The sequence below is a fragment of the Halanaerobacter jeridensis genome, from assembly GCF_016908315.1.
GTDB lineage: Bacteria > Bacillota > Halanaerobiia > Halobacteroidales > Halobacteroidaceae > Halanaerobacter > Halanaerobacter jeridensis.
Genome location: NZ_JAFBDQ010000010.1, coordinates 36,297 through 57,959, shown reverse-complemented (window position 1 = coordinate 57,959; position 21,663 = coordinate 36,297). Strand labels below are relative to the sequence as shown.

The 21,663-nt window shown below is 33.1% G+C and carries 22 protein-coding genes; all 22 read left to right on the top strand.

Annotation, left to right across the window (positions count from 1 at the left end; all coding sequences use genetic code 11):
- Positions 1 to 61: 61 nt before the first annotated feature.
- Positions 62 to 943: a 4-(cytidine 5'-diphospho)-2-C-methyl-D-erythritol kinase gene (gene ispE / locus JOC47_RS10175; RefSeq protein WP_204701970.1), complete on the top strand. Its 882-nt coding sequence runs from the start codon at positions 62 to 64 to the stop codon at positions 941 to 943.
- A 46-nt stretch (positions 944 to 989) separates the two neighbouring features.
- Positions 990 to 1,811, top strand: a complete 822-nt coding sequence (gene purR / locus JOC47_RS10170; protein ID WP_204701969.1) for a pur operon repressor — start codon at positions 990 to 992, stop codon at positions 1,809 to 1,811.
- Positions 1,812 to 1,921: 110 nt separating this feature from the next.
- Positions 1,922 to 2,350 (top strand): helix-turn-helix domain-containing protein, encoded by a 429-nt coding sequence (locus JOC47_RS10165; RefSeq protein ID WP_204701968.1) that lies wholly within the window; start codon positions 1,922 to 1,924, stop codon positions 2,348 to 2,350.
- A 124-nt stretch (positions 2,351 to 2,474) separates the two neighbouring features.
- Positions 2,475 to 3,335, top strand: coding sequence for a hypothetical protein (locus JOC47_RS10160; protein ID WP_204701967.1), 861 nt, complete (start codon positions 2,475 to 2,477; stop codon positions 3,333 to 3,335).
- Complete coding sequence (gene glmU, locus JOC47_RS10155; RefSeq protein WP_204701966.1) at positions 3,328 to 4,680, top strand: bifunctional UDP-N-acetylglucosamine diphosphorylase/glucosamine-1-phosphate N-acetyltransferase GlmU; 1,353 nt, start codon at positions 3,328 to 3,330, stop codon at positions 4,678 to 4,680. The genes JOC47_RS10160 and glmU overlap by 8 nt, the downstream gene beginning before the upstream one ends.
- 33 nt (positions 4,681 to 4,713) lie before the next feature.
- Entirely contained in the window at positions 4,714 to 5,661 is a 948-nt protein-coding gene (locus JOC47_RS10150) for a ribose-phosphate diphosphokinase (RefSeq protein WP_204701965.1), read from the top strand.
- A 74-nt stretch (positions 5,662 to 5,735) separates the two neighbouring features.
- Positions 5,736 to 6,410: a 50S ribosomal protein L25 gene (locus JOC47_RS10145; RefSeq protein ID WP_204701964.1), complete on the top strand. Its 675-nt coding sequence runs from the start codon at positions 5,736 to 5,738 to the stop codon at positions 6,408 to 6,410.
- A 63-nt stretch (positions 6,411 to 6,473) separates the two neighbouring features.
- Positions 6,474 to 7,028, top strand: coding sequence for an aminoacyl-tRNA hydrolase (gene pth / locus JOC47_RS10140; protein WP_204701963.1), 555 nt, complete (start codon positions 6,474 to 6,476; stop codon positions 7,026 to 7,028).
- A gap of 183 nt (positions 7,029 to 7,211) precedes the next feature.
- The gene (locus tag JOC47_RS10135) at positions 7,212 to 7,598 is read left to right on the top strand and encodes a hypothetical protein (protein ID WP_204701962.1); all 387 of its coding nucleotides are present in this window, start codon (positions 7,212 to 7,214) and stop codon (positions 7,596 to 7,598) included.
- A complete protein-coding gene (locus tag JOC47_RS10130) occupies positions 7,582 to 7,803 on the top strand; it encodes an anti-sigma-F factor Fin (protein WP_204701961.1) in 222 nt (73 codons plus the stop codon). The genes JOC47_RS10135 and JOC47_RS10130 overlap by 17 nt, the downstream gene beginning before the upstream one ends.
- Positions 7,804 to 7,887: 84 nt before the next feature.
- Positions 7,888 to 11,358, top strand: coding sequence for a transcription-repair coupling factor (mfd, locus tag JOC47_RS10125; protein ID WP_204701960.1), 3,471 nt, complete (start codon positions 7,888 to 7,890; stop codon positions 11,356 to 11,358).
- Between the two features lie 147 nt (positions 11,359 to 11,505).
- Positions 11,506 to 12,060, top strand: a complete 555-nt coding sequence (spoVT, locus tag JOC47_RS10120) for a stage V sporulation protein T (protein ID WP_204701959.1) — start codon at positions 11,506 to 11,508, stop codon at positions 12,058 to 12,060.
- 173 nt (positions 12,061 to 12,233) lie between these two features.
- Positions 12,234 to 13,835, top strand: coding sequence for an oligosaccharide flippase family protein (locus tag JOC47_RS10115; RefSeq protein WP_204701958.1), 1,602 nt, complete (start codon positions 12,234 to 12,236; stop codon positions 13,833 to 13,835).
- 2 nt (positions 13,836 to 13,837) lie between these two features.
- The gene (gene yabN, locus JOC47_RS10110; RefSeq protein WP_204701957.1) at positions 13,838 to 15,298 is read left to right on the top strand and encodes a bifunctional methyltransferase/pyrophosphohydrolase YabN; all 1,461 of its coding nucleotides are present in this window, start codon (positions 13,838 to 13,840) and stop codon (positions 15,296 to 15,298) included.
- Complete coding sequence (locus tag JOC47_RS10105; RefSeq protein ID WP_204701956.1) at positions 15,291 to 16,466, top strand: D-alanyl-D-alanine carboxypeptidase family protein; 1,176 nt, start codon at positions 15,291 to 15,293, stop codon at positions 16,464 to 16,466. The genes yabN and JOC47_RS10105 overlap by 8 nt, the downstream gene beginning before the upstream one ends.
- A gap of 222 nt (positions 16,467 to 16,688) precedes the next feature.
- Positions 16,689 to 17,837 (top strand): sensor histidine kinase, encoded by a 1,149-nt coding sequence (locus tag JOC47_RS10100; RefSeq protein WP_204701955.1) that lies wholly within the window; start codon positions 16,689 to 16,691, stop codon positions 17,835 to 17,837.
- A 40-nt stretch (positions 17,838 to 17,877) separates the two neighbouring features.
- Positions 17,878 to 18,060, top strand: a complete 183-nt coding sequence (locus JOC47_RS10095; protein ID WP_204701954.1) for a Flp family type IVb pilin — start codon at positions 17,878 to 17,880, stop codon at positions 18,058 to 18,060.
- Positions 18,061 to 18,179: 119 nt separating this feature from the next.
- Positions 18,180 to 18,686, top strand: a complete 507-nt coding sequence (locus tag JOC47_RS10090; RefSeq protein WP_204701953.1) for an A24 family peptidase — start codon at positions 18,180 to 18,182, stop codon at positions 18,684 to 18,686.
- Between the two features lie 14 nt (positions 18,687 to 18,700).
- Positions 18,701 to 19,102: a TadE/TadG family type IV pilus assembly protein gene (locus tag JOC47_RS10085; RefSeq protein WP_204701952.1), complete on the top strand. Its 402-nt coding sequence runs from the start codon at positions 18,701 to 18,703 to the stop codon at positions 19,100 to 19,102.
- Between the two features lie 21 nt (positions 19,103 to 19,123).
- The gene (locus tag JOC47_RS10080) at positions 19,124 to 20,044 is read left to right on the top strand and encodes a pilus assembly protein TadG-related protein (protein WP_204701951.1); all 921 of its coding nucleotides are present in this window, start codon (positions 19,124 to 19,126) and stop codon (positions 20,042 to 20,044) included.
- Positions 20,045 to 20,081: 37 nt separating this feature from the next.
- Positions 20,082 to 20,984: a Flp pilus assembly protein CpaB gene (cpaB, locus tag JOC47_RS10075; RefSeq protein WP_204701950.1), complete on the top strand. Its 903-nt coding sequence runs from the start codon at positions 20,082 to 20,084 to the stop codon at positions 20,982 to 20,984.
- Positions 20,981 to 21,649: a pilus assembly protein N-terminal domain-containing protein gene (locus tag JOC47_RS10070; protein WP_204701949.1), complete on the top strand. Its 669-nt coding sequence runs from the start codon at positions 20,981 to 20,983 to the stop codon at positions 21,647 to 21,649. The genes cpaB and JOC47_RS10070 overlap by 4 nt, the downstream gene beginning before the upstream one ends.
- Positions 21,650 to 21,663 lie beyond the last annotated feature (14 nt).

Below are 21,663 nucleotides of genomic sequence, written 5' to 3'. Positions count from 1 at the left end.
AAGGATTTTTAATTTGAATGAATAAATAAAGTAATGAATATGTTAATTAGAGGTGAGATTAATGGCAGATAAACTACAGTTAAAGTCATACGCTAAAATAAATTTATTGTTAGATGTACTAGGTAAATACGAAAATGATTATCATCAAGTGGAAATGATAATGCAAACTATTGATTTATATGATAAACTTTTTTTTACTAAAATTGACTCAGGGATTAATATTGAATGTAAACATCCAGGAGTTCCAAGTGGAGAAAAAAATTTAATCTATCAAGCAGCATCATTATTAAGGGATGAATTTGCTGTAGAAAGTGGATTAAAGGTCAAAGTAGAAAAAAACATTCCTGTTGCAGCAGGATTAGCGGGAGGCAGTAGCAATGCTGCTGCTACACTAGTAGCAGTTAATAAATTATGGGGGTTAGGTCTTAATACTAGTGAATTAGAGAAGAGAGGTGCTGAATTGGGTTCTGATATTCCCTTTTGCTTAGCTGGAGGAACTCAATTAGCTACAGGAACAGGAACAGAATTAGAAAAATTAGAGCTTGACCCTAAATTAGATTTAGTAGTTGTTAATCCTCCTTTTGAAGTGTCGACGGCTGAAATTTATAAGAATTTGAATTTAGCTGAAATTAATTGCCATCCCCAAGTAGAAAAATTAATGATGGCTTTAAAAAGAGATGATTATCGAGATATTTTATCTAATTTAGAAAATTTACTTGAATTAGTGGCGATTAATCGTTATCCTAAAATAGAAGAAATTAAAAAAATTGTTGCTGCTGAAACAGACCGAGTTCTAATGTCGGGTAGTGGACCTACTATTTTAGGATTTGTCAATAGTAAGTCTAAAGCTCAAGAAGCTGCCGCAAGTTTAAAGCAGAAATTAGATACTAACTATAAAATAGTTAGTGCTACTACAGTTAATACAGGAGTAGAATTATTTTAATATAGATTTATTAGTTTTTTGTAGTTTTTTTGAAGGAGGGTTTAAGATGAAGATGCGTCGCAGTTCAAGGATTGTAGCAATTACTAAATTTTTATCAGATAAGCCTTATAAATTGATTTCTTTAAATCAATTTACTGAACGATTTGATGCTGCTAAATCAACTATTAGTGAGGATTTAGCAATTATTAAAGATGTTTTTGAACAAGAGAAGATGGGCAAGATAGAAACTGTTTCTGGAGCAGCTGGTGGAGTTCGTTTTATTCCTTATAAAGGAAATAAGGATATTCGGGAAACTATTATAAATTTATGTAATCAACTATCTGACCCTGATAGAATTTTAGCAGGGGGATATGTTTATATGACAGATTTGATCTTTGATCCTAAATTAATGTCTGAAATAGGAGAGATTTTTGCGACTAAATTTGCTGATTTAGATGCTGAATATATTATTACGATGGAGACTAAAGGAATTCCTATTGCTTTAATGACTGCTCGGGCTTTGAATTTACCGCTAGTAAGTATTAGAAAAGATAGTAAGGTCACTGAAGGTTCTGTGGTTAGTATTAATTATATTACTGGATCTTCAAAGAAAATTGAAACAATGTCTCTATCTCGTCGTGCTTTACCAGAAGAGTCTAAAGTTATAATTATTGATGATTTTATGAAAGCTGGTGGTACAGCTAAGGGAATGCTTGATTTAATGGGAGAATTTAAAGCAGAAGTATTAGATATAGGAGTTTTAATCAAAACTGCTAATCCAACGCAAAAGTTAGTTGATGATTATACTTCATTAGCTGTTTTAGAAAAGATTAATGAAGAAGAGGAAGAAATTATCGTTGACCCTAGCGATTGGGTTATAAATTTATAAAAAAGTAAAGAGTGAACAGTGAACAGTTAAGAGTGAAAGTAGAGGCTTGGCAGTGCCAAGTCTGTCTAATAATAAATCAAAACCAAGTAGAAGAAAAGGAGTGATAAAACATGGTTGATATAGATCCAGATACTCCAATTTATTCAATAGGTGCTGTTAAAGAAGAAACTGATTTATCTGGTCGGCAGATTAGATATTATGAAGAAGCTGAATTGATTAAACCAGCTCGTACAGAAGGGAATCAAAGAATTTATTCAGAAAATGATATTGAGAAGTTGAAAAAAATTAAAAACTTACTGGCTGAAGGTATGAAAATAGCAGGGATAAAAAAACAGCTAGGAACTGCCGAAGAGGACCAAGCTAAAAAATCTAAAAAAACTGAAGAAGCTAAGAAAGCTGTAGAAAGTGCTTATGATGGTCGTCCCTTAGATAAATTTAATCGTGGATCAGAAAAAGGGCTATCTTCTCTCTATCCAGTTTCTAATCGGGCTCAATTAGTAAAAATATTAAAAAATAATAAAGGTGAAAATGATAAATAATTAAGATATTAAATTATATATTTGACATTATCTTGACAGCAGATATACTGTTTGTTAAAATAGCTGTGATTGTGTATAAAATTGCCTGTTTTTATAAAAATATTTAATTAGGGATGGGGCAAGTATGAAGATTTATCTTGATCGTGATGAATTATATCAAACTGAGTTGTACGAACATAAATTAGCTGTTATTTTAGGTAGAGGAAAGAGATTGAAGAGAGTTCTGCAGGAATTTCCAACTAAAAATAGTTTTAAGCAGAGTTCGATGCAGAAAATTGCAGATGTTATTGGAATTAATAACCAAGAATCCAAGATATTAGAACAATTAAAAAGTTTAGATGAAACTTATGAAGAACTGACTAATCCTCAATTTAGTAAAGAGCTAAGCTCATATCCTGAAGCCCAATCCATAATGTGTGTTGATACTGAATATTTGCAGAGTGATTTAGACTCCATTCAATATGCTTATAAAGAGGCAGATGAATGGGAAGTTGGAATTATATTTACTAATTCTGATTTAGCACCTGCTGTTGATATTCAAACAGGAATTAAACATTTAGAAGATTTAATTGCTCAGTATGATCCGGATATATTTGTCGGGCATGACTTTAGTTGTGATATTAGAGTTTTAGAAGATAATTATAGAAAAGATTTACCTGCACTGCATAATTATGATGACACTTTAGATATGGTTAAAAAAAGTAATTTAGAAAATATCATTCGCGGAGCTAGTTTAGATGATATAATTACTAATATATTTTATGATGATACAATTGGATTGTTTAATGCTTATCGTGATTTAGATTTGTTTGTAGAATATGGTTTAAAAGATGCTATTTACCCTATTTATGCCCGAGAATATTTTATGACAGGTAAATTACCGCAAGTAAAATCGGAGTTAACTATAGATAAAGTTGTTAAAGAGAAGGCTCAAAAAGAGATTAGTTTTAATTCAATTTTGTTGAAGGAGGATGTAAATGACTGATTTAGCGGTTATTACTTTAGCTGCTGGTAAAGGTACTAGAATGAAATCTGAACTACCAAAAGTACTGCATCAAGTAGCAGGAAAAAGTATGGCGCAGCATATAGTTGATACTGCAGCAGGATTATCTCCTGTACATAATGTAGTAGTTGTTGGTTATAAGGCTGATAAGGTAGAAAGTAGTATTACTGGTAGTAACTTAGATTTTGTTACTCAAGAAGAACAGTTAGGAACTGGTCATGCTGTAATGCAAACTCAGGAGAAATTAGCTGACTTTTCTGGTACTGTTTTAGTATTATATGGAGATACGCCATTATTAACTGAAGATACTCTATCAGAATTAGTAGAACAGCATCAGCAAGAAGATGCTGCAGCTTCGATCTTAACGACTAAATTAGAAAATCCTAGTGGTTATGGTAGAATTGTTAGGGATGAAAATGGGTCAGTGAAAAAGATTGTTGAAGATAAAGATACTACTCCTACCCAAGCAGAGATTCAAGAGATTAATACTGGTATTTGCTGTTTTGATAGTCAATTACTGTGGTCTGCTATAGATGATTTAGATACTGATAACGCTCAAGGAGAATATTATTTAACTGATGTAATTGGTATTCTAGCTAGGGCTGGACATTTTGTAGCAGGTGTAACTGCTAATTCAACTCGTGAAACTATTGGTGTCAATACTCGGTCTCATTTAGCTGAAGCAGAAAAAACACTGCGTGCTAGAACTTGCGAAAAGCATATGGCTAATGGAGTTACTATTATTGACCCTGATAATACTTACATTGATAGTACTGTTCAAATTGCTAGGGATACTATTATTTATCCTGGAACTTTTTTAGAGGGAGATACTAAAATTGCTTCTGATGTTGTAATTGGTCCTCAGAGTAGAATCATTGATTCTACAATTGGTGAAGGAGTAGAAATAGAACATTCTACAATTAAAGAAAGCGAAGTTCAGTCTGGAACTGTAGTTGGCCCTTATGCTTATATTAGACCAGGTACTACAATTGGCAAAGAAGCTAAAGTAGGAGATTTTGTAGAAATTAAAAAGTCTACTGTAGGTGATGGTTCAAAAGTTCCACATTTGAGTTATATTGGTGATACAGAGATTGGTGAGAATACCAATGTTGGCGCAGGTACTATTACAGCTAATTATGATGGAGAAAATAAGCATCAGACTAAAATAGCTGATAATTGCTTTATTGGCAGTAATTCTACTTTGATCGCTCCACTAAAATTAGCTAAAGGTTCTTGTACAGGTGCAGGAGCAGTTGTAACAAAAAATGTGGCAGAAAATGAAGTAGTAATTGGTGTTCCAGCTAAAGCAAGAGATAAAGACAAATAATTTATTTTATCATTATTAGGAGGTTAATATTTAATGGGAACACAGGGGGAGAGCTTAAAAGTAATCACTGGTAATTCAAACCCAGAATTAGCTGAAAAAATTGCTGATAGTTTAAATATTGATTTGGTTAATACTACAATTAATAGGTTTAGTGATGGAGAAATTGGTGTTGAAATTGATGAGAGTGTAAGAGGGGACCATGTATTTGTTATTCAACCGACATGTCCTCCTGTAAATGAAAATTTGATGGAACTATTAATTATAATTGATGCTTTAAAAAGAGCATCTGCGGGAGAAATAACAGCTGTAACACCTTATTATGGTTATGCCCGTCAGGATAGAAAAGCTAAAGCTAGAGATCCAATTACAGCAAAATTAGTAGCTAATTTATTAAGTAAATCTGGAGCAGATAGAGTGGTTGCTATTGATTTACATGCTCGTCAAATCCAAGGTTTCTTTGACTTACCAGTTGACAATTTATTTGGAGCTCCATTGTTAAGTAATTACTTTGTGGAAAAAGAATTAGAAAATACTATTGTAGTTGCTCCTGATATTGGAGGGGTCAAAAGAGCTAGAGATTTCTCCGAAAAGTTAAATACTTCTATTGCTATTATTGATAAGAGACGACCTAAAGCTAATGTTTCTGAAGTAATGAATATTATTGGAGAGATTAAAGGGCAAAATGTTATTTTAGTTGATGATATGATCGATACTGCTGGGACAATTACTCAAGCAGCTCATGCAATGGCTGAAGAGGGAGCGCGAGATATTTATGCTACTTGTACTCATCCATTGTTTTCTGGACCAGCAATTGATAGGATCGAGGAATCTCCAATTAAAGAGTTAGTTGTTACAGATACTATTCCATTACCAGAAGAGAAAAAAATAGATAAACTTACAACCTTATCTGTAGCACCATTAATTGCTTCTGCAATTGAGAGAATTTATGAAGCATTATCAGTAAGTGTATTATTTGACTAAGTGGATTGATACTTCGAAGTAAAGATGTTATAATTTAAATTATGAGAACAATTTTTTAAAAAGGAGAGGGTATGATGCAACAGCGTTTAGAACTTGATGCTGAAGTAAGAGAAGGAAATGGTAAAGCAAGTGTAAAACAACTAAGAGAACAAGGCATAGTGCCTGGTGTTTTATATGGTCGTGACAGAGAAACAGTTAGTGTTAAAGCTGAAGCGACGGAAGTTGAAGATGTATTAGGTGGTAATGCAATTATTGACTTGACTTTAGATGATGGAAGCACTCAACCAGTAATGGTTAAAGAAGTACAGAGAGATGTAATTACAAGAGATCTATTACATATTGATCTCTATCAAATCGCTCTTGATGAAGACATTATTGTTGATGTTCCTGTTGAAGTTGTCGGACAAGCAGAAGGTGAAAGAGAAGGTGGCTTATTAAATCAGATTTTACGTGAAGTTGAGATTGAATGTCTACCAACTGATATTCCAGAAAAGATTGAGGTAGATGTATCAGAATTAGGTATTGGAGATTCTGTTGATGTATCTGATTTAGATGTTGGTGAGGATATTGATGTTAGAGTTGATGCTAGTGAAACAGTAGCTACTGTTGTTCTTCCTGATGAATTAGATGAGGAAGAAGAAGAGGAAGAAGAAGAATTAGAAGAACCAGAAGTTATCGGCGAAGAGCCAGAAGAAGGAGAAGAAGAACTAGAAGAAGGAGAAGAAGGAGAAGAAGAGTTTCAAGGATAACTGATAGAGTAAAGGCGTAATCTTAGTTGATTACGCCTTTTTTTATTAATAGGGGGTAAATGTATGAAATTGATAGTAGGTTTAGGTAATCCAGGTCGTAAATATAAAGATACAAAACATAATGCTGGTTTTATGGTAGTCGATAGATTAGCGGATAAATATAATGCTAGATTAAGTAAAGAAGAAAAAAAGTCAGTAGTGGCTAAAGAAAGAATTAAAGGTGAAAAAGTTATTTTAGCTAAACCGCAAACCTTCATGAATAAAAGTGGTGCTGCAGTACAACCATTAGCTGATTATTATAATTTAGATATGAATGATATTTTAGTTATTTATGATGATTTAGATTTAGAGATTGGTCAATTAAAGATAAAACCTAAAGGTGGTCATGGTGGGCATAATGGTTTGAGGTCTGTAATTAATCGCCTTGGTGCTAAAAATTTTGCCCGGGTTAGAATTGGTATTGGAAGGCCTGAGCATAGATCAGTTAAAGATTATGTATTAAGTAAGTTTAGTGCGGATGAAAGAGATGAAATTGATGATACTTTGACCAAAGGAGTTAAAGCAGCTGAACTATTTATAGCTGATAATCTTGATAAAGCAATGAATAAATACAATTAAATTTGAGCTAACATAATTCAGTCGCCGACTAGGCGACTTTTCTTATTTTTTGTGTCTTAGATTTTGATTTTACTCTTTACTCTTTTCTCATTACTAATTACTAAATGGGCGTTAGCTCATTTTCTTATTTTTTGTATATAAAATTTAAATTGGTTAATAATATTAATAAAACGGGAGAAAAACATGATTAGTATATTAGCAGGATTGATAGCATCAATGTTAGCTTTTCTTTTCAATAGATTTCTATTCTCTAAGTTAGGGGATTGGACTATTGTTTATTTAGTTCCGATAGGAGAAGAAATATTTAAAAGTGGTTTTGCTTATTATTTAGGGGCCAATTTAGTTATGACTCATCTGATTTTTGGTGTTTTAGAAGCTGGGTTTGATTTTTTTCACAGTAATAAGTTAGCAGTAGTATTAGCTGTGTTAACCCATTTATTATTGGGGAGCTTAACTTTTTATTGTTGGACATCAAGTAATAATCTAATAATAGCGATAGTAATAGCAGCTTTAGTTCATACAGTCTGGAATTATTCAATCAGGAGGGTAAATTATGAAATTAATCTATAGATGTTCTGAATGTGGAAAGGTAATTGATTATTTGGAATTAGCTTCCTTTGATGAGCAGGCTTTAGGGTTCAATATCTTGACTGAGGAGGAAAAAAAAGATATAATTGATGTCAAGGAAGAAGAAGTTTATATTAATTTAACTTGTAATCAATGTTTAGAACAGTATAATTGGGAAGAATTAATATATATGAAAGAAATCCACTGAATAATAAGAGGTCTTAGGTTAACCTGAGACCTTTTTTCTTATGAAATATTAAGATTATATTGATGTTTAAGGAGTAGATTGAAAATGGGCAATAGTTTAACTAATATCTTAAAAATACCGCAGGTGTCATCTGAAGCTGATGTTGATAGTGGACAATTAATAGGATTAGAAGATAGTAGTAAATCGTTTGCAATAGCTAATATATCAGATCAGACTAAAGAGAATGTATTAGTAGTCACTTCTAATTCTACTAAGGCAGACGAGTTGTATGAAGATTTAGTCCGGATTACTGCTGAAGATAAAATTTCTCTTTTTCCGAGGTTTGAAATTTTCCCCCATGAAGCTTTAGAAATTGAGGAGGCAGTTAAGGTAGAAAGATTACAAACGTTAGAGAGTATATGTAATGCTAGGGGCCAAATTATTTTAGCTCCCATTCAGGCTTTGTTAGAGCTGGTTATTCCCTGTGAACTTTATAGTCAATATAGAATAGAATTGAGTTTAAATGATCAATTAGCCTCTGAAAAATTCAGTACTCAGTTAGTACAGATGGGTTATGAGAGGGTAACTCAAGTGCAAAATAAAGGACAGTTTAGTATTCGCGGCGGGATTATTGATTTTTTCTCTCCTATTGCTGATAAGGCTGTCAGAATTGAACTATTTGGGGATGAGATTGATTCTATTAGGAAATTTAGTATTGTTGATCAACGTTCTGAAGAAAGATTAGAGCAAGTAATTATTCCTCCCGCTACAGAATTCATCTTGCCTCAAGATAATTTTTTAGCATCAATTCAAGAGATTAGAAAAGATTTACAAGATACAATACAGGATCTTTCTTCTAAGGCAGCTGATAAATTAAAAGAGCAAGTGAACTATGATATAGAAAGATTAACGGAGGGAATAATCTTTCCCACTATGAGACAGTATCTAAAATATTTTTATAATGCTAATAGTTTATTTGATTATTTTAAGGGGACAGTTGTATTTGATAATTGGCCGCGGGTAGAACAGCAGGCAATTGAATTTAGTCGAGATATATATGAAACGATTAATACTTTAATTAATTCAGGAGATACCTTAAAAGGTTATCAGGAACATTTTTTAGATTTTAATAAAGTTATTTACCAATCTAAAGATCTGAAACTCTATCTATCGCCGCTACAGAAAAAATTAGATAAGATTGATTTAGATTTTAATCAAGAAGTAGTTGTTCGTAAGCTAGAGAAATTTAATGGCAAAATTAAAAAGTTTATTAAACATATAAAAAAATATTTAGCTGAAGATTATCGAATTGTAATTGGTTTAGATAATATTAGCAAAGCTAAAAGATTACAAAAACGATTAAGAGAAGAAGATTTACCAGCTGTTGTGGTGTCAGAAATTAAAGACCAAATTAAAGTTGGTAATATTATTTTAACGGCAATGAATTTAAGTAATGGTTTTATATTACCAGAGGACAAATTTATTCTCTATACTGAAAATGAATTATTTAAGAAAATGAAACGGAAACGAAAGAGAACTAAGAATATTGAACAAGGGGTAGAGATATCTTCCTTTACTGATCTAAAAGAGGGAGATTATGTAGTTCATGAGAATCATGGAATTGGCCAATATTTAGGTGTTGAAACCCTAGAGGTTAATGGTAATCATAGCGATTATTTATTAATCTTATATGCTGGTGATGATAAGTTATATGTCCCTACAGATCAAGTTGATTTAATACAAAAGTATGTAGCCTTAGAAGACAAAACACCTCGTTTGCATAAATTAGATAGTGATAGATGGCAGAAAGCGAAGGCTAGGGCCAAAGAATCAGTGGAGGAAATGGCTGAAGAGTTACTTGATTTATATGCTAAAAGAGAAATGAAAGAAGGTTATGCTTTTAGTGAAGATAGTGAGTGGCAACAGAAGTTTGAGGCGGCGTTTCCTCATGAGGAAACACCTGATCAATTTAAAGCTATTGAAGCTGTTAAAGAAGATATGGAATCTAAACAGCCTATGGATAGACTGATTTGTGGAGATGTAGGTTATGGCAAGACTGAAGTAGCAATTAGAGCGATGTTTAAAGCAATTATTGATGGTAAACAGGTGGCCTTTTTAGTGCCTACAACTATTTTGGCCCAGCAGCATTTCAATAACTTAGTGGAGCGTTTTGCAGATTATCCGATTAATGTAGGCATGTTAAGCCGGTTTAGAACTGCTAGTCAACAGAAAGAAATAAGTGCTGGATTAGAAGAAGGTACAGTAGATTTAGTAATTGGGACCCATCGTTTATTATCAAAAGATATTGAGTTTAAAGATTTAGGTTTAGTAGTAGTTGATGAAGAACAGCGTTTTGGAGTAGCGCAAAAAGAACGGCTAAAAGAGTTAAAAGAGAATGTTGATGTATTAACTTTAACAGCTACTCCAATTCCACGAACCTTACATATGTCTTTAGTAGGGATTAGAGATATTAGTTTAATTGAGACACCGCCGGAGAATCGTTATCCAATTCGAACTTATGTAGGAGAAGAGGAGGATGAATTAATTAAAGAAGCCCTGCAGCGGGAAATAAAAAGAGGCGGTCAAGCTTATTATGTTCATAATCGAGTTAAAGATATTAAAAAAGTAGCTGCTAAAATTAAGAATTTGCTTCCTGAAGCTGAAGTAGCAGTGGCCCATGGACAAATGAGAGAAAAAGAGCTAGAAAGATTAATGATGAGCTTTTTAGATGGTCAATATGATGTATTGGTCTGTACTACTATTATAGAAAATGGAATGGATATTGCTAATGCTAATACTATTATTATTGATCAGGCAGATAAGATGGGTTTAGCTCAATTGTATCAATTGCGAGGTAGAGTAGGAAGAAGTAGTCAGATAGCTTATGCTTATTTATTATACAAACAGGATAAAGTATTGTCAGAAGTGGCTGAAAAAAGATTAAAGGCTATTAAGGAGTTTACTAATCTAGGTTCCGGTTTTAAAATTGCTATGCGGGATATGGAGATTCGTGGGGCAGGAAATATTCTTGGCCCTGAACAGCATGGTCATATTGAAGCAATAGGTTTCTCATTGTATTGTAAGCTCTTAGAAAAAGCAGTTAATAGATTAAAGAATGAAGGGGTAGAAGAAGAGGAAGATATTGCAGTAGAATTAGAAGTTAATGCCTTTATCCCTGAAGACTATGTGCCTGATTCTAAGCAGAAAATTGAAGTCTATAAAAAGATGAAAAAAGTTTCTAGTTTAGAGGAAGCTACAGAGTTAGAAGAAGAATTAGAAGATCGTTTTGGAGCCTTAGTTGAACCTGTGAGTAATTTACTAGAAGTAGCTAAAATTGAAGTTTATGCAGCACAATTAGCAATTACTAAAATTAAAGAAAAGAAACAGGCGATTATGATTAAGTTTTCAGAGCAGCATTCTCTCTCTGGAGAACAGGTCTTAGAATTAGGCTCTGAATTTAAGCGCGTTAAATTTTCTGCTGATAAACCACCGACTATTAAGATTATTACTTCTAATCTGACAGATAATGCTAAACTAAGGTTAATAATTAGATTATTGAAATTTTTAAAAGAATAATTGCTTTCTTTGAAGCCATTAATTGCTATCCTAAGAATAAATTTTTTAAATTAACTATATACTAATAATGAACAAGATAGTAATTTAATTTATTCTTAAGGAGGTGGTTAATTAGTTAATATTCTTCTGGATATTAACTAATAAAATATGAAAGCCACAGGAGTAGTAAGACGTATAGATGATTTAGGTAGAGTAGTAATTCCTAAGGAAATCAGACGAACAATGCGCATTAGAGAAGGAGAACCACTAGAAATTTTTGTAGACCGTGATGGAGAAGTGATTTTAAAAAAATATTCTCCTATTGGTGAATTAGGAGAATTTGGACAGGAGTATGTAGATTCTCTAACGGAGGTCACAGGTCATATTGCTTGTATTTTAGATAATGATGCAGTAGTAGCTGTGTCAGGAACAAAAGAGAGCAAATTTATCGATAAGCCAATTAGTGATATGGCCCGTAAAGTGATTGATGAGCAAGAAATTAAAATTATTAATCAAGAAACTGATAATATATTTTGTGAAGGGATTTATGATGAAGAGGACAGTAAATTTTTTGCTCAAGTGTTAGCACCAATTATTGTTGCTGAAGAGGCTATTGGAGCGGTAGTTTTAGCTTCGCAACAAGAAAGAGCACAAATGGAACAGCTGGAAGAAAAATTAGCCAATACAGCTGCTGGATTTTTAGCTAAGCAAATGGATAAATAAGACAAGTGGTGGGCATAATGCCCACCGCTCATTATGTGAGAGATAAATCTTCATTATTGACTCATAGTTCACAGTTAAAAGCTTGCCATTTTTTTATTAATAAAAAAGGGTAGAATATTTTTTTCTTTTTTGATAAAATTATTAATTGAAGTGTTTTTTAAGGGGGCAGACTTGTGGGCGAAAAGAAAGATACATTATTGAAAGGAACTTTTATTTTAGCTGCAGCAGCTTTTATTAGTAAATTTCTAGGTTTAATCTATAAAATAGTATTATCGCGAACTATCGGAGATTTAGGTTTGGGATTATATGAGAAAGTATATCCGATTTATACTATGATTTTAACTGTAGCAATTGTAGGAATTCCTGTAGCTATTTCTAAGTTAGTCTCAGAAAAAAGAGCAGAAGATAAGGCTGCAGTAGGGGATTATATTTTTAAATCTGCTTTAAAGATCAACTTTGTATTTGGATTACTTGCTACCATAGTATTAATTTTATTAGCTAAACCGATAGCTCGTTATGGTTTAGATGATATTGATGTTTATTATTCAATTATAGCTATTGCTCCAGCTATATTTCTTGTTTCTATTATGGCTAGTTATCGTGGTTATTTTCAAGGGCGTAGAAATATGATGCCAACAGCAATTTCTCAAGTAGTAGAACAATTAATTAGAATGACTACCATGATTGCTCTAGCTTATTTCCTTTTACCATATGGAGTAGAATTTGCAGCTGCTGGAGCTGCTTCTGGTGCTCTTTGGGGGGCAATAGGTGGATTAATAATTATTTTAATTATATATTATCGCTATCAAAAAAATAACTCTCCAGCCCAAGAAACTAGTCCAGAAAATTTTCCTGATTTTAAAAAAGTGATGAATAGAATCTTTTCTCTAGCTTTTCCAGTGACAATTGGGGCTTTGATTTTGCCTTTGATGAGATTTATTGATGCTTCAATGATTACTAGGCGTTTAAAGGTAGCAGGTGTTGGTCATGAAGTGGCGACTAGTCTATATGGACAATTTAATGGTATGGCTATGACTTTAGTGCGTTTTCCTACAGTAGTTGCTACTTCTTTAGCAGTTAATTTAGTACCTGCTATTTCTGAAGCTTATACTTTAGATAAAGATAAGCTAGCTAAGCGGAGGATTCGTAAAGCTTTTAAATTAGCTATTTATGTCTCTTTGCCTGCGTCTATGGGATTATTCATTTTAGCTAGACCTTTGTGCGTAATGATTTTTGACAATGCTAATGCTGCTTTATCTTTGCGTTATGTGGCATTAGGTGTAGTAGCAGTTAGTTTGCAGCAGATGACTGCAAGTATCTTACAAGGTTTTGACCAACCTAAATTGCCAGCGCGGAATTTATTCTTTGGAGCATTATTAAATGCAGTATTAAATTATTTTTTAACTGCTAATCCAGCCTTAGGTATTCGAGGCGCAGCTTTAGGGACATTAGCTGGATTTACTTTAGCAGCAGTTTTAAATATAATTTCTGTTTTTAAGATTACAAAACCAGAGTTTGATTATAAAGAGTTATTATTATTACCCACTATTAGTGGTGGAGTGATGTCTGGATTTGTGTTACTTGTTTATTATCGCTTAAATAAGTTAGTAGGACTGCTAACTAGCACTTTAGCAGCAGTTTTGGCAGGAGTAATTAGTTATTTTTTATTATTGTTAGTGACGGGTGGTTTAAAGGAAGAAGATTTGCGATTGATTCCTAAAGTAGGAAATCAGTTAGCTGATGTATTAGTTAAACTAGGTTTAGTGAGGGGATAGATATGTTAAAGATAGTAGGATTAGGTGCTGGTGATTTGGATTTGTTAACTTTGCGAGCTTATCGAACTTTGAAAGAGGCTGAAAATTTATATTTAAGAACAGCTCATCATCCCGCTGTAGATGATTTAAAAGCAGAAGGGGTTAATTTTGAATCTTTTGATGAACTTTATGAAAGTAAAGAACAATTTGCTGCTATTTATGAAGAAATAGCCAGTAATGTTATAGATTTAATGTCAGAGCAAGACCTTGTTTATGCTGTACCGGGTCATCCTCTTGTAGCTGAAGATTCCGTGCAACAGATTATTGCTCGCTTAGAGGATGATGAATATGAAATTATTGCTGGACCCAGTTTTTTAGATGCTATTTTTGCTAAGTTGAATTTAGACCCGATTGAAGGAGTCAAAGTTTTAGATGGTTTAAATTTCCGTAGCCGTGATTTAGAACCAGGAGTTGCAACGATTATTAGTCAAGTTTATAATAAGAGTGTGGCTTCAGAAATAAAGTTAGAGTTGATGAAGGTGTATCGTGATGAATTTAATATTAAAGTTCTTAGAGGTATAGGAGTAGCAGATGAAGAAATTATAGAAGAGGTGCCGCTTTATAAATTAGATCGCTTAGATTATTTAGATCATTTAACTACGGTTTATATTCCAGCCGATGAATCTAATCCAACTCAACTTAATAAATTAGTAGAAATTATGGAAATATTGCGTAGTGATCAAGGCTGCCCTTGGGATCAAAAACAGGATTATGATTCCTTGAAAAAACATTTAATTGAAGAAAGTTATGAAGTAGTTGAGAGGATAGAATCAGATGATTACTTTGGGTTAGCTGAAGAGTTAGGTGACTTATTGCTGCAAGTAGTATTTTTGGCCCAGATTGGGAGTGAAGAAGGACACTTTGATATTTATGAAGTGATTACTCAAATTGTAGAAAAAATGATTCGCCGTCATCCCCATGTTTTTGGAGAAGAAGAAGTAGAAACTGCTAAGGAAGTTATGGAAAACTGGCGGCAGATTAAAGACAGGGAAAAATCAGAGCAATCTCATAAATCAATTTTAACAGAAGTGCCTAGTGAATTCCCGGCCTTATTACAGGCTCAGAAAGTACAAGCTAAAGCAGCAGAAGTTGGTTTTGATTGGCCTGAAATTGAGGGTGCTGTAGCTAAAATTGAGGAAGAATTAGAAGAATTGAAAGTAGAAATTGAGACAGGTCAATCCCAGGCTGCTCAGGAGGAATTAGGAGATCTATTATTTGCTGTAGTTAATGCAGCTAGATTTTTAGAGGTTGATGCTGAAACAAATTTAAGAGAAACTATTAATAAGTTTAAACAGCGGTTTAAATATATCACAGACCAAGCCCAAGAAATAGAAAAAGCATTAGATAAAATTTCATTAGAGCAGATGGAGCAATGGTGGCGTGAAGCTAAAGAATTACAGGAGGGTGAAGATAAAAATGCTTAATTTGAAAAGAAATATAAGTTTATTATTAATCGTCTTAATATTATTTTCAACTAATGTTGTATTTGCACAAAGTCAAGGTTTTGATGTAGAGGCTAAGTCTGCAATACTGATGGAGTTTGAAACTGGACAAATTTTATTTAGAAAGAATGAAAATTTAGAATTGCCTCCAGCTAGTATTACTAAAATTATGACTTTATTGTTAACTGCAGAAGCAATTGAAGAGGGGAAAGCTAGTTTAGATGATCAAGTTGAGGTTAGTTCTTTTGCTGAATCAATGGGAGGTTCTCAAGCTTGGTTAGCCGAAGGAGAAACTTATCCGTTAAAAGATCTATTAAAAGCAGTAGTCTTACCTTCAGCTAATGATGCTTGTGTAGCAGTAGCTGAGCATATAGGTGGTACAGAACAAAACTTTGTGCGGATGATGAATCGTAGGGCTAAGGATTTAGGTTTAGAACATACTCATTTTGTCAATACAACTGGTTTGCCGGTTGAACATGGGGAACATTATACTAGTGCTCATGATATAGCAGTTATGGCTCGAGAATTAATTCAAACTTATCCGAAATTATTAGAGTGGTCTTCTAATCGTGTAGACTATATTAAAAATGAATCATTAAGAATTTATACAACAAATAATCTGGTTGGACATTATCCAGGAGCTGACGGTTTGAAGACAGGGTGGACAGAAAAAGCTGAGTATTGTTTGGCTGGTACTGCTCAACGTGGTGAACGGAGATTAATTAGTGTGGTGATGAAAACAGATAGTCAAAATGCTAGAGTAGAGCAGAGTGCTGAATTGCTAGATTATGGATTTAAAGCATTTTATAAAGCTAATTTAATTGGCCCGCAAAATAAAATTAGTCAAGTAGCAGTTAAAGGTGGTAAGCAATTAGAAGTTCCAGTAGCAACTGCTCAAGGTTTTTCAGCAGTAATTAAACGGGGCACAAAAGAATTAGTTAAGCGTAGAGTAGAGGTAACAGATAAGTTAGAAGCTCCAGTTAAAAAAGGAGATAAGGCTGGTAAGATAGTTTTTGTACATGAAGATGACCCTGAAAATCCATTAGGAGAAGTTGAATTAGTAGCTACTAAAAATGTAGAAAAAGCTAATATTTTTGTTCGCATCTTTAGGTGGCTGAAGGATTTTATCATGGGATTTTTTAAGAAATAAGAGCTTAAAAAACCAGATTTAGATTTAATTCGATTTTATCTATTAGAATAAATTTTAAATTGACTTTTTTCACTATTATTAGTACAATTTAAGTATAGAAATTGAGTTAAAATCCCAGAATAAACTATAAAAAAGTTAGTTTCTTCTGGGATTTATTAATCTTGTTGAAATGTCAGAAAATTAACAATACTATTTAATTTAGGTTTAAATGGAGAAAAAAATATGTATAAACAATTAGAAGATTTTTCTTTAGATGAAGTAATTGAAAAAATGATGGAAGGTATTGAGAACAGTCAACATGAGGTTTTTTCTATTGCTGAAGCAGCTAGGAATGAATATGAGGCGACTAAAGAAGATTTGGAAGAAATTAGAGAGCAGACAATTGAAGTAATTGAAAAGGTGGATCAATTAGAAAAAGATGATAGAGAAGCTAGACAACATTTAATGGAAGTAAGTAACGATATCAGTAATTATAGTGAAGTTGATATTAAAGAAGCTTATGAAAATGCTAAAGATACTCAATTGGAGTTATCTCTGTTGCGTGAGAAGGAGAAAAGGCTGCGGCAAAAGCGGGATGATTTGGAAAGAAGGCTCAAAAAATTAGAAGGAACAGTAGATAAAGCAGAAAACTTAATTTCCCAAATTGGAATTATAAAAAATTATTTAACTGATGATTTACAAGAATTAGGTTCACAATTTAAAGAATTAAAGCAAAAAGAGCACATGGGAATTCAAATTATTAAAGCGCAGGAAAAAGAACGAAAAAGAGTGGCTAGAGAAATCCATGATGGTCCAGCGCAATTACTAGCTAATGTTGTATTTAAGTTAGAATATTTTGATAAAGTAGTAGAAAAAGATGTAGAAGAAGCCAAAAAAGAGGTTAAAGACCTTAAAAGTTCAGTTAAGAAAAGTTTGCAAGATGTCAGGAAAATAATTTTTGATTTAAGACCGATGAGTTTAGATGATTTGGGTTTAGTTCCGGCGTTAAAGAAATATATTGAGGATTTCCAAGAAAAAACAGGTTTAGAGATAGAATTCAAAATTTTAGCTAATAAAACAGAATTGAAGTCATCATTTGAAGTAGCGATTTATCGCATTATTCAAGAGGCTTTAAATAATGCTCATCAACATGCTAAAACTAATACTGTAGATGTCAAATTAGAATTAAGACCTAAAATTGCTAATGTAGTAATTAAGGATTATGGACAAGGCTTTGATGTTGAAGAAGCTCTTGAAGATTCTGCTCAGCAAGAATCATTTGGGTTATTTAGTATGAAAGAAAGAGCAGAGTTATTAGGTGGTTCTGTTAATTTTGTATCTCAAGCCAAAGAAGGGACTAAAGTTATTCTTGAAATCCCTTTAAAAACCTAAATAAAAATCAGGTTTAAAATGTACCTGGGAGGTGAAAAGTATGTTGGAAGTTTTAAAAAGATTAATTCATGAAGAAGAAGGACAAAGTATGGTAGAGTATGGCTTAATATTAGCTTTGGTTGCAGTGGCTGTAATTACTATTTTGACTACCATGGGAGACGAACTTAGCAATATTTTCACAGATATTAAGGATGCAATTAGTGGCAGTGGTGGAGGAAGTTAATATATAATATATGGCTAAGTTAATACGGCGATGATTAAACTTAAAGCCCTACTTGAGTGAAATCAGGTAGGGCTTTAAGTCTAGAACAAGAAAATTAATTTTATGAAAGAGGTTAAAAAATGTTAGATTTAATGCTGGCTTTAATTTTGCTTGTGCCTTTATACTTTGATATTAAAGAAGGAATTATACCTAATTATTTTATTATAATGTTACTAGTAGTTGGACTGATTATTAATATTTATTTAACAGGTTTTTCAGGACTATTAACAAGTATTAGTGGTTTTTTATTAGCTTTGTTTTTATTTTTAATCCCTTTTATTGTTAGAGGTTTAGGAGCCGGAGATGTTAAATTAATAGCTGCTATTGGAGCAGTTAAAGGACCTGGATTTATATTTATTAATTCATTAGTTGTTGCGATAGTTGGAGGGTTAATTTCTGTATTGATTTTATTAAAAGAAAATAAATTAGAGCAGATAACAAGTTTATTTAATAAACTTGTTTATCGAATTCCCTTAGAAAACTTAGAGCAACAAAAAAATGTTAACTCTTTTCCTTATGGAGTAGCAATTGTAATTGGAACTTGGTGTTCTTTGTTGTTAAGTGAATTAAACATGTGGCCCATATGATGGGGTGTTAGAAAATGTTTATTAAATTAGCTAAAGATGAGACAGCGCAGGCAATGGTTGAATTAGCACTGGTATTACCAGTGTTATTGCTGGTTTTATTTGGCATAGTAGAATTTGGTCGTATTTTTCATTCTTATTTGGTGATTGCTAATGCTGCTCGAGTAGGAGCAAGGGTGGGTGCTATTGAAAATAATGATAGTCAAATTGTTTCTGCTGTTAATAATGCAGTAGCACCTAGTAATTTTGATGTTAATCGTTTAAATATTAATATTACTCCTAGTCAGTCAAATCGTTCTAGTGGTGACTCCTTGACAGTAGAAGTAGAATATGGAGTTGATCTCTTTGTCCCTTTAATAACGAATTTATTACCAGATCCGTTTCCCATTAGTAGTACAATGGTAATGAGAGTAGAATAGGATGGGCAGGAAGGTGAAAGTATGAACAGAGTGAATGAAGAAAAGGGAACTGTAATTGTGTTAGTTGCTTTTTTAATGCTTATCTTTTTAGTTCTACTAGCTTTAGTAGTTGATGTAGGAATGCTTTATTTAGAAAGAATTGAATTAGTTAACACATTAGATGCTGTAGTCCTATCTGGGGTGCAGGAGTTACCAGATGATCCCCTAGCTGCTGAAGATATAGCTCAAGAGTATGCAGCTAATAATGGTTTAGATAGTGGACAAGTGACTATTAATGTAATTGCTAGTAATCAGATTGAAGCTACAGGAAAAGAAAATGTTGCTATGAATTTTGCTCCTGCAATTGGAATTGAAGAAGTAGAAATAACGAGTACGTCTAAAGCTCAAATCAGTCAGGTCAACGCAGTAACTGGAATAGTCCCCTTTGGTATAGTTCAACAGAATTTCGTTTATGGTGAAAGCTATTATTTGAAGTATGGTGCAGGAGATCCAGCTAATGCGCAGGGGTTAAATGGTAATTTTGGTGCTTTAGCTTTAGATGGAACGGGAGCTAAAAATTATGAAGATAATATTAAACACGGTTATGATAGCCAATTAAAAGTAGGGGATGAGGTTACAACTGAACCGGGTAATATGTCTGGTCCGACTAGAAAAGGAGTCGAATACCGAGTTGATCAGTGTAACCATGTGCCGGGGTGCAGTTATGACACAGTTAAGCCTGACTGTCCTCGCTTACTCTATGTACCAGTTATTGATGACTTAGGTAATGGACGTAGTACCTCTGAAGTTGTAGGTTTTGCTGCTTTCTTTTTAGAAGGAATGGATAAGGAACAAGGAAATTCATATGTAGAGGGACGATTTATTAAATGGTTAGCTGATTCTGCTGAAATGGGGTCCGATGGTCAAAATTTCGGCTTGCGTAAAGTAAAGTTAATAGATTAAAAGTAGATATTGCTTGGGATGAAGGAGATGGTATTTTATGAAAGCAAAAGTAGTAGTTGCAATAGCTATTATTTTAGGCTTGATTACTTCAGTATTAGTCTATACGATGTTAGGTACTCCAGATCTTCAAGAACAAGAAGCAAAAAAAGTTGTAGCAGTAGTAGTGGCTAAAGAAAATATTAACCCGCGTCAAAAGATAACTGCTGAAATGTTAAATGAAAAAGAGATACCTGAGAAGCAAGCTCATTTCGAAGCTTTTAAATCTGTAGATAAAGTTAAAGGGCGCTATGCTTCTGCTAAAATTGTTGCCGGAGAACAAGTTTTAAAGTCTCGCTTATATAGTAAGGAAGAGACGAATTCAATGTTAGCTCTTAACTTAGGTCCTAAAAAAAGAGCTGTAACTGTAGCAGTTAATGAAGTAATTGGAGTGGCAGGATTTTTAATGCCTGGAGATTATGTAGATGTAGTAGCAGTCTTTTCTGATGCAGATAATGCAGTAGCTAAGGCGGTGTTGCAGAATGTAAAAGTTTTAGCTGTGGCTCAAGATATGACAACTAATCAAGGAATGAAGCCAGAAGTTAAAAAGAGTGTTACTTTAGCAGTGGGACTTGAAGAAGCAGAAAGATTAGCTTTAGCTGATAGAGAAGGTGAAATTAGATTAGCTTTACGTTCTCCTAAGAATCAAATAAAAAGTGGAAGTACTGGTTTTAGTTTAAATAAACTATTAGGACGTAAAGAAGAAGCTACAGCAGATAATTCTGATGCAGAAGAAACAGAAACAACAGAGCAAGAGAGTACTGAGCAGGATAAAAAGACGGTAATAAAAGAAAAAGAAGAGCAGACAAAAAAAGAAGAAATAAGTAAGAAGGTCGAGATTATTAGAGGGACTAAAAAGGTCTATGAAGATATATTGATCAAGGAAAAGGAGGGACAGGAATGAGAAATAATAATCGCCTCCTCACAGTTGGATTATTAGTGTGTTTTGTTGTTACAATTGGAACTATAAGTTATGCTAAAGAAGTTAAGAGATTGGAAATTCCTAATGGGGAATCTCAACTAGTTAAAATAGATAATTTAGGTCGAGTAGCAGTTGGGAATCCTAAAATTGCTGATGTAATTGCGATTTCTAATCAAGAGTTATTGATTAATGGTCGTAGTCCTGGAGCAACAACAGTTCATATTTGGGACCAAAAAGGACTTAAACTTTATAAAGTGAAAATTACTAAAGAACAATCTACTGTCTTAAATCGTTTGCGACAGTTAATTAATTATAAAACAGTACAAGTAGCTAAAGTGAATGATACTATTTTATTAAGTGGAAAACTTGATAATCGAAATAAGAGTCAACGCGTGGAAGAGATAGCTAAAGTATTTGGTGAACAAGTGGTAAATCATATCCAAGTAGAAAATTCACTGCAGGTGCTATTAGAGGCACAAGTATTTGAAGTTGATAAAACAGTTGATAATCAATTAGGAATTGATTGGTATGGTGTTGGCGCTCAAGCGGGAACTAAGTTAGAGTCAGGAACTGCAGTTTTTGATGAAAATTTACCACAGGGAACTAAATTTGGTATAGGTTCTTTTGAGAGAATTAGTAAAATTTAAAGTAAATTACAGGC

Bases quoted from the DNA above. Each gene is read 5' to 3' on its own strand.
- JOC47_RS10130 (WP_204701961.1), top strand. From the start codon at position 7,582: ATGAAATTAATCTATAGATGTTCTGAATGTGGAAAGGTAATTGATTAT.
- JOC47_RS10085 (WP_204701952.1), top strand. From the start codon at position 18,701: ATGTTTATTAAATTAGCTAAAGATGAGACAGCGCAGGCAATGGTTGAA.
- purR (WP_204701969.1), top strand. From the start codon at position 990: ATGAAGATGCGTCGCAGTTCAAGGATTGTAGCAATTACTAAATTTTTA.
- JOC47_RS10135 (WP_204701962.1), top strand. From the start codon at position 7,212: ATGATTAGTATATTAGCAGGATTGATAGCATCAATGTTAGCTTTTCTT.
- yabN (WP_204701957.1), top strand. From the start codon at position 13,838: ATGTTAAAGATAGTAGGATTAGGTGCTGGTGATTTGGATTTGTTAACT.
- JOC47_RS10095 (WP_204701954.1), top strand. From the start codon at position 17,878: ATGTTGGAAGTTTTAAAAAGATTAATTCATGAAGAAGAAGGACAAAGT.
- JOC47_RS10090 (WP_204701953.1), top strand. From the start codon at position 18,180: ATGTTAGATTTAATGCTGGCTTTAATTTTGCTTGTGCCTTTATACTTT.
- cpaB (WP_204701950.1), top strand. From the start codon at position 20,082: ATGAAAGCAAAAGTAGTAGTTGCAATAGCTATTATTTTAGGCTTGATT.
- JOC47_RS10160 (WP_204701967.1), top strand. From the start codon at position 2,475: ATGAAGATTTATCTTGATCGTGATGAATTATATCAAACTGAGTTGTAC.
- JOC47_RS10145 (WP_204701964.1), top strand. From the start codon at position 5,736: ATGCAACAGCGTTTAGAACTTGATGCTGAAGTAAGAGAAGGAAATGGT.
- mfd (WP_204701960.1), top strand. From the start codon at position 7,888: ATGGGCAATAGTTTAACTAATATCTTAAAAATACCGCAGGTGTCATCT.
- JOC47_RS10150 (WP_204701965.1), top strand. From the start codon at position 4,714: ATGGGAACACAGGGGGAGAGCTTAAAAGTAATCACTGGTAATTCAAAC.
- JOC47_RS10165 (WP_204701968.1), top strand. From the start codon at position 1,922: ATGGTTGATATAGATCCAGATACTCCAATTTATTCAATAGGTGCTGTT.
- ispE (WP_204701970.1), top strand. From the start codon at position 62: ATGGCAGATAAACTACAGTTAAAGTCATACGCTAAAATAAATTTATTG.
- JOC47_RS10105 (WP_204701956.1), top strand. From the start codon at position 15,291: ATGCTTAATTTGAAAAGAAATATAAGTTTATTATTAATCGTCTTAATA.
- JOC47_RS10070 (WP_204701949.1), top strand. From the start codon at position 20,981: ATGAGAAATAATAATCGCCTCCTCACAGTTGGATTATTAGTGTGTTTT.
- pth (WP_204701963.1), top strand. From the start codon at position 6,474: ATGAAATTGATAGTAGGTTTAGGTAATCCAGGTCGTAAATATAAAGAT.
- JOC47_RS10100 (WP_204701955.1), top strand. From the start codon at position 16,689: ATGTATAAACAATTAGAAGATTTTTCTTTAGATGAAGTAATTGAAAAA.
- spoVT (WP_204701959.1), top strand. From the start codon at position 11,506: ATGAAAGCCACAGGAGTAGTAAGACGTATAGATGATTTAGGTAGAGTA.
- JOC47_RS10080 (WP_204701951.1), top strand. From the start codon at position 19,124: ATGAACAGAGTGAATGAAGAAAAGGGAACTGTAATTGTGTTAGTTGCT.
- glmU (WP_204701966.1), top strand. From the start codon at position 3,328: ATGACTGATTTAGCGGTTATTACTTTAGCTGCTGGTAAAGGTACTAGA.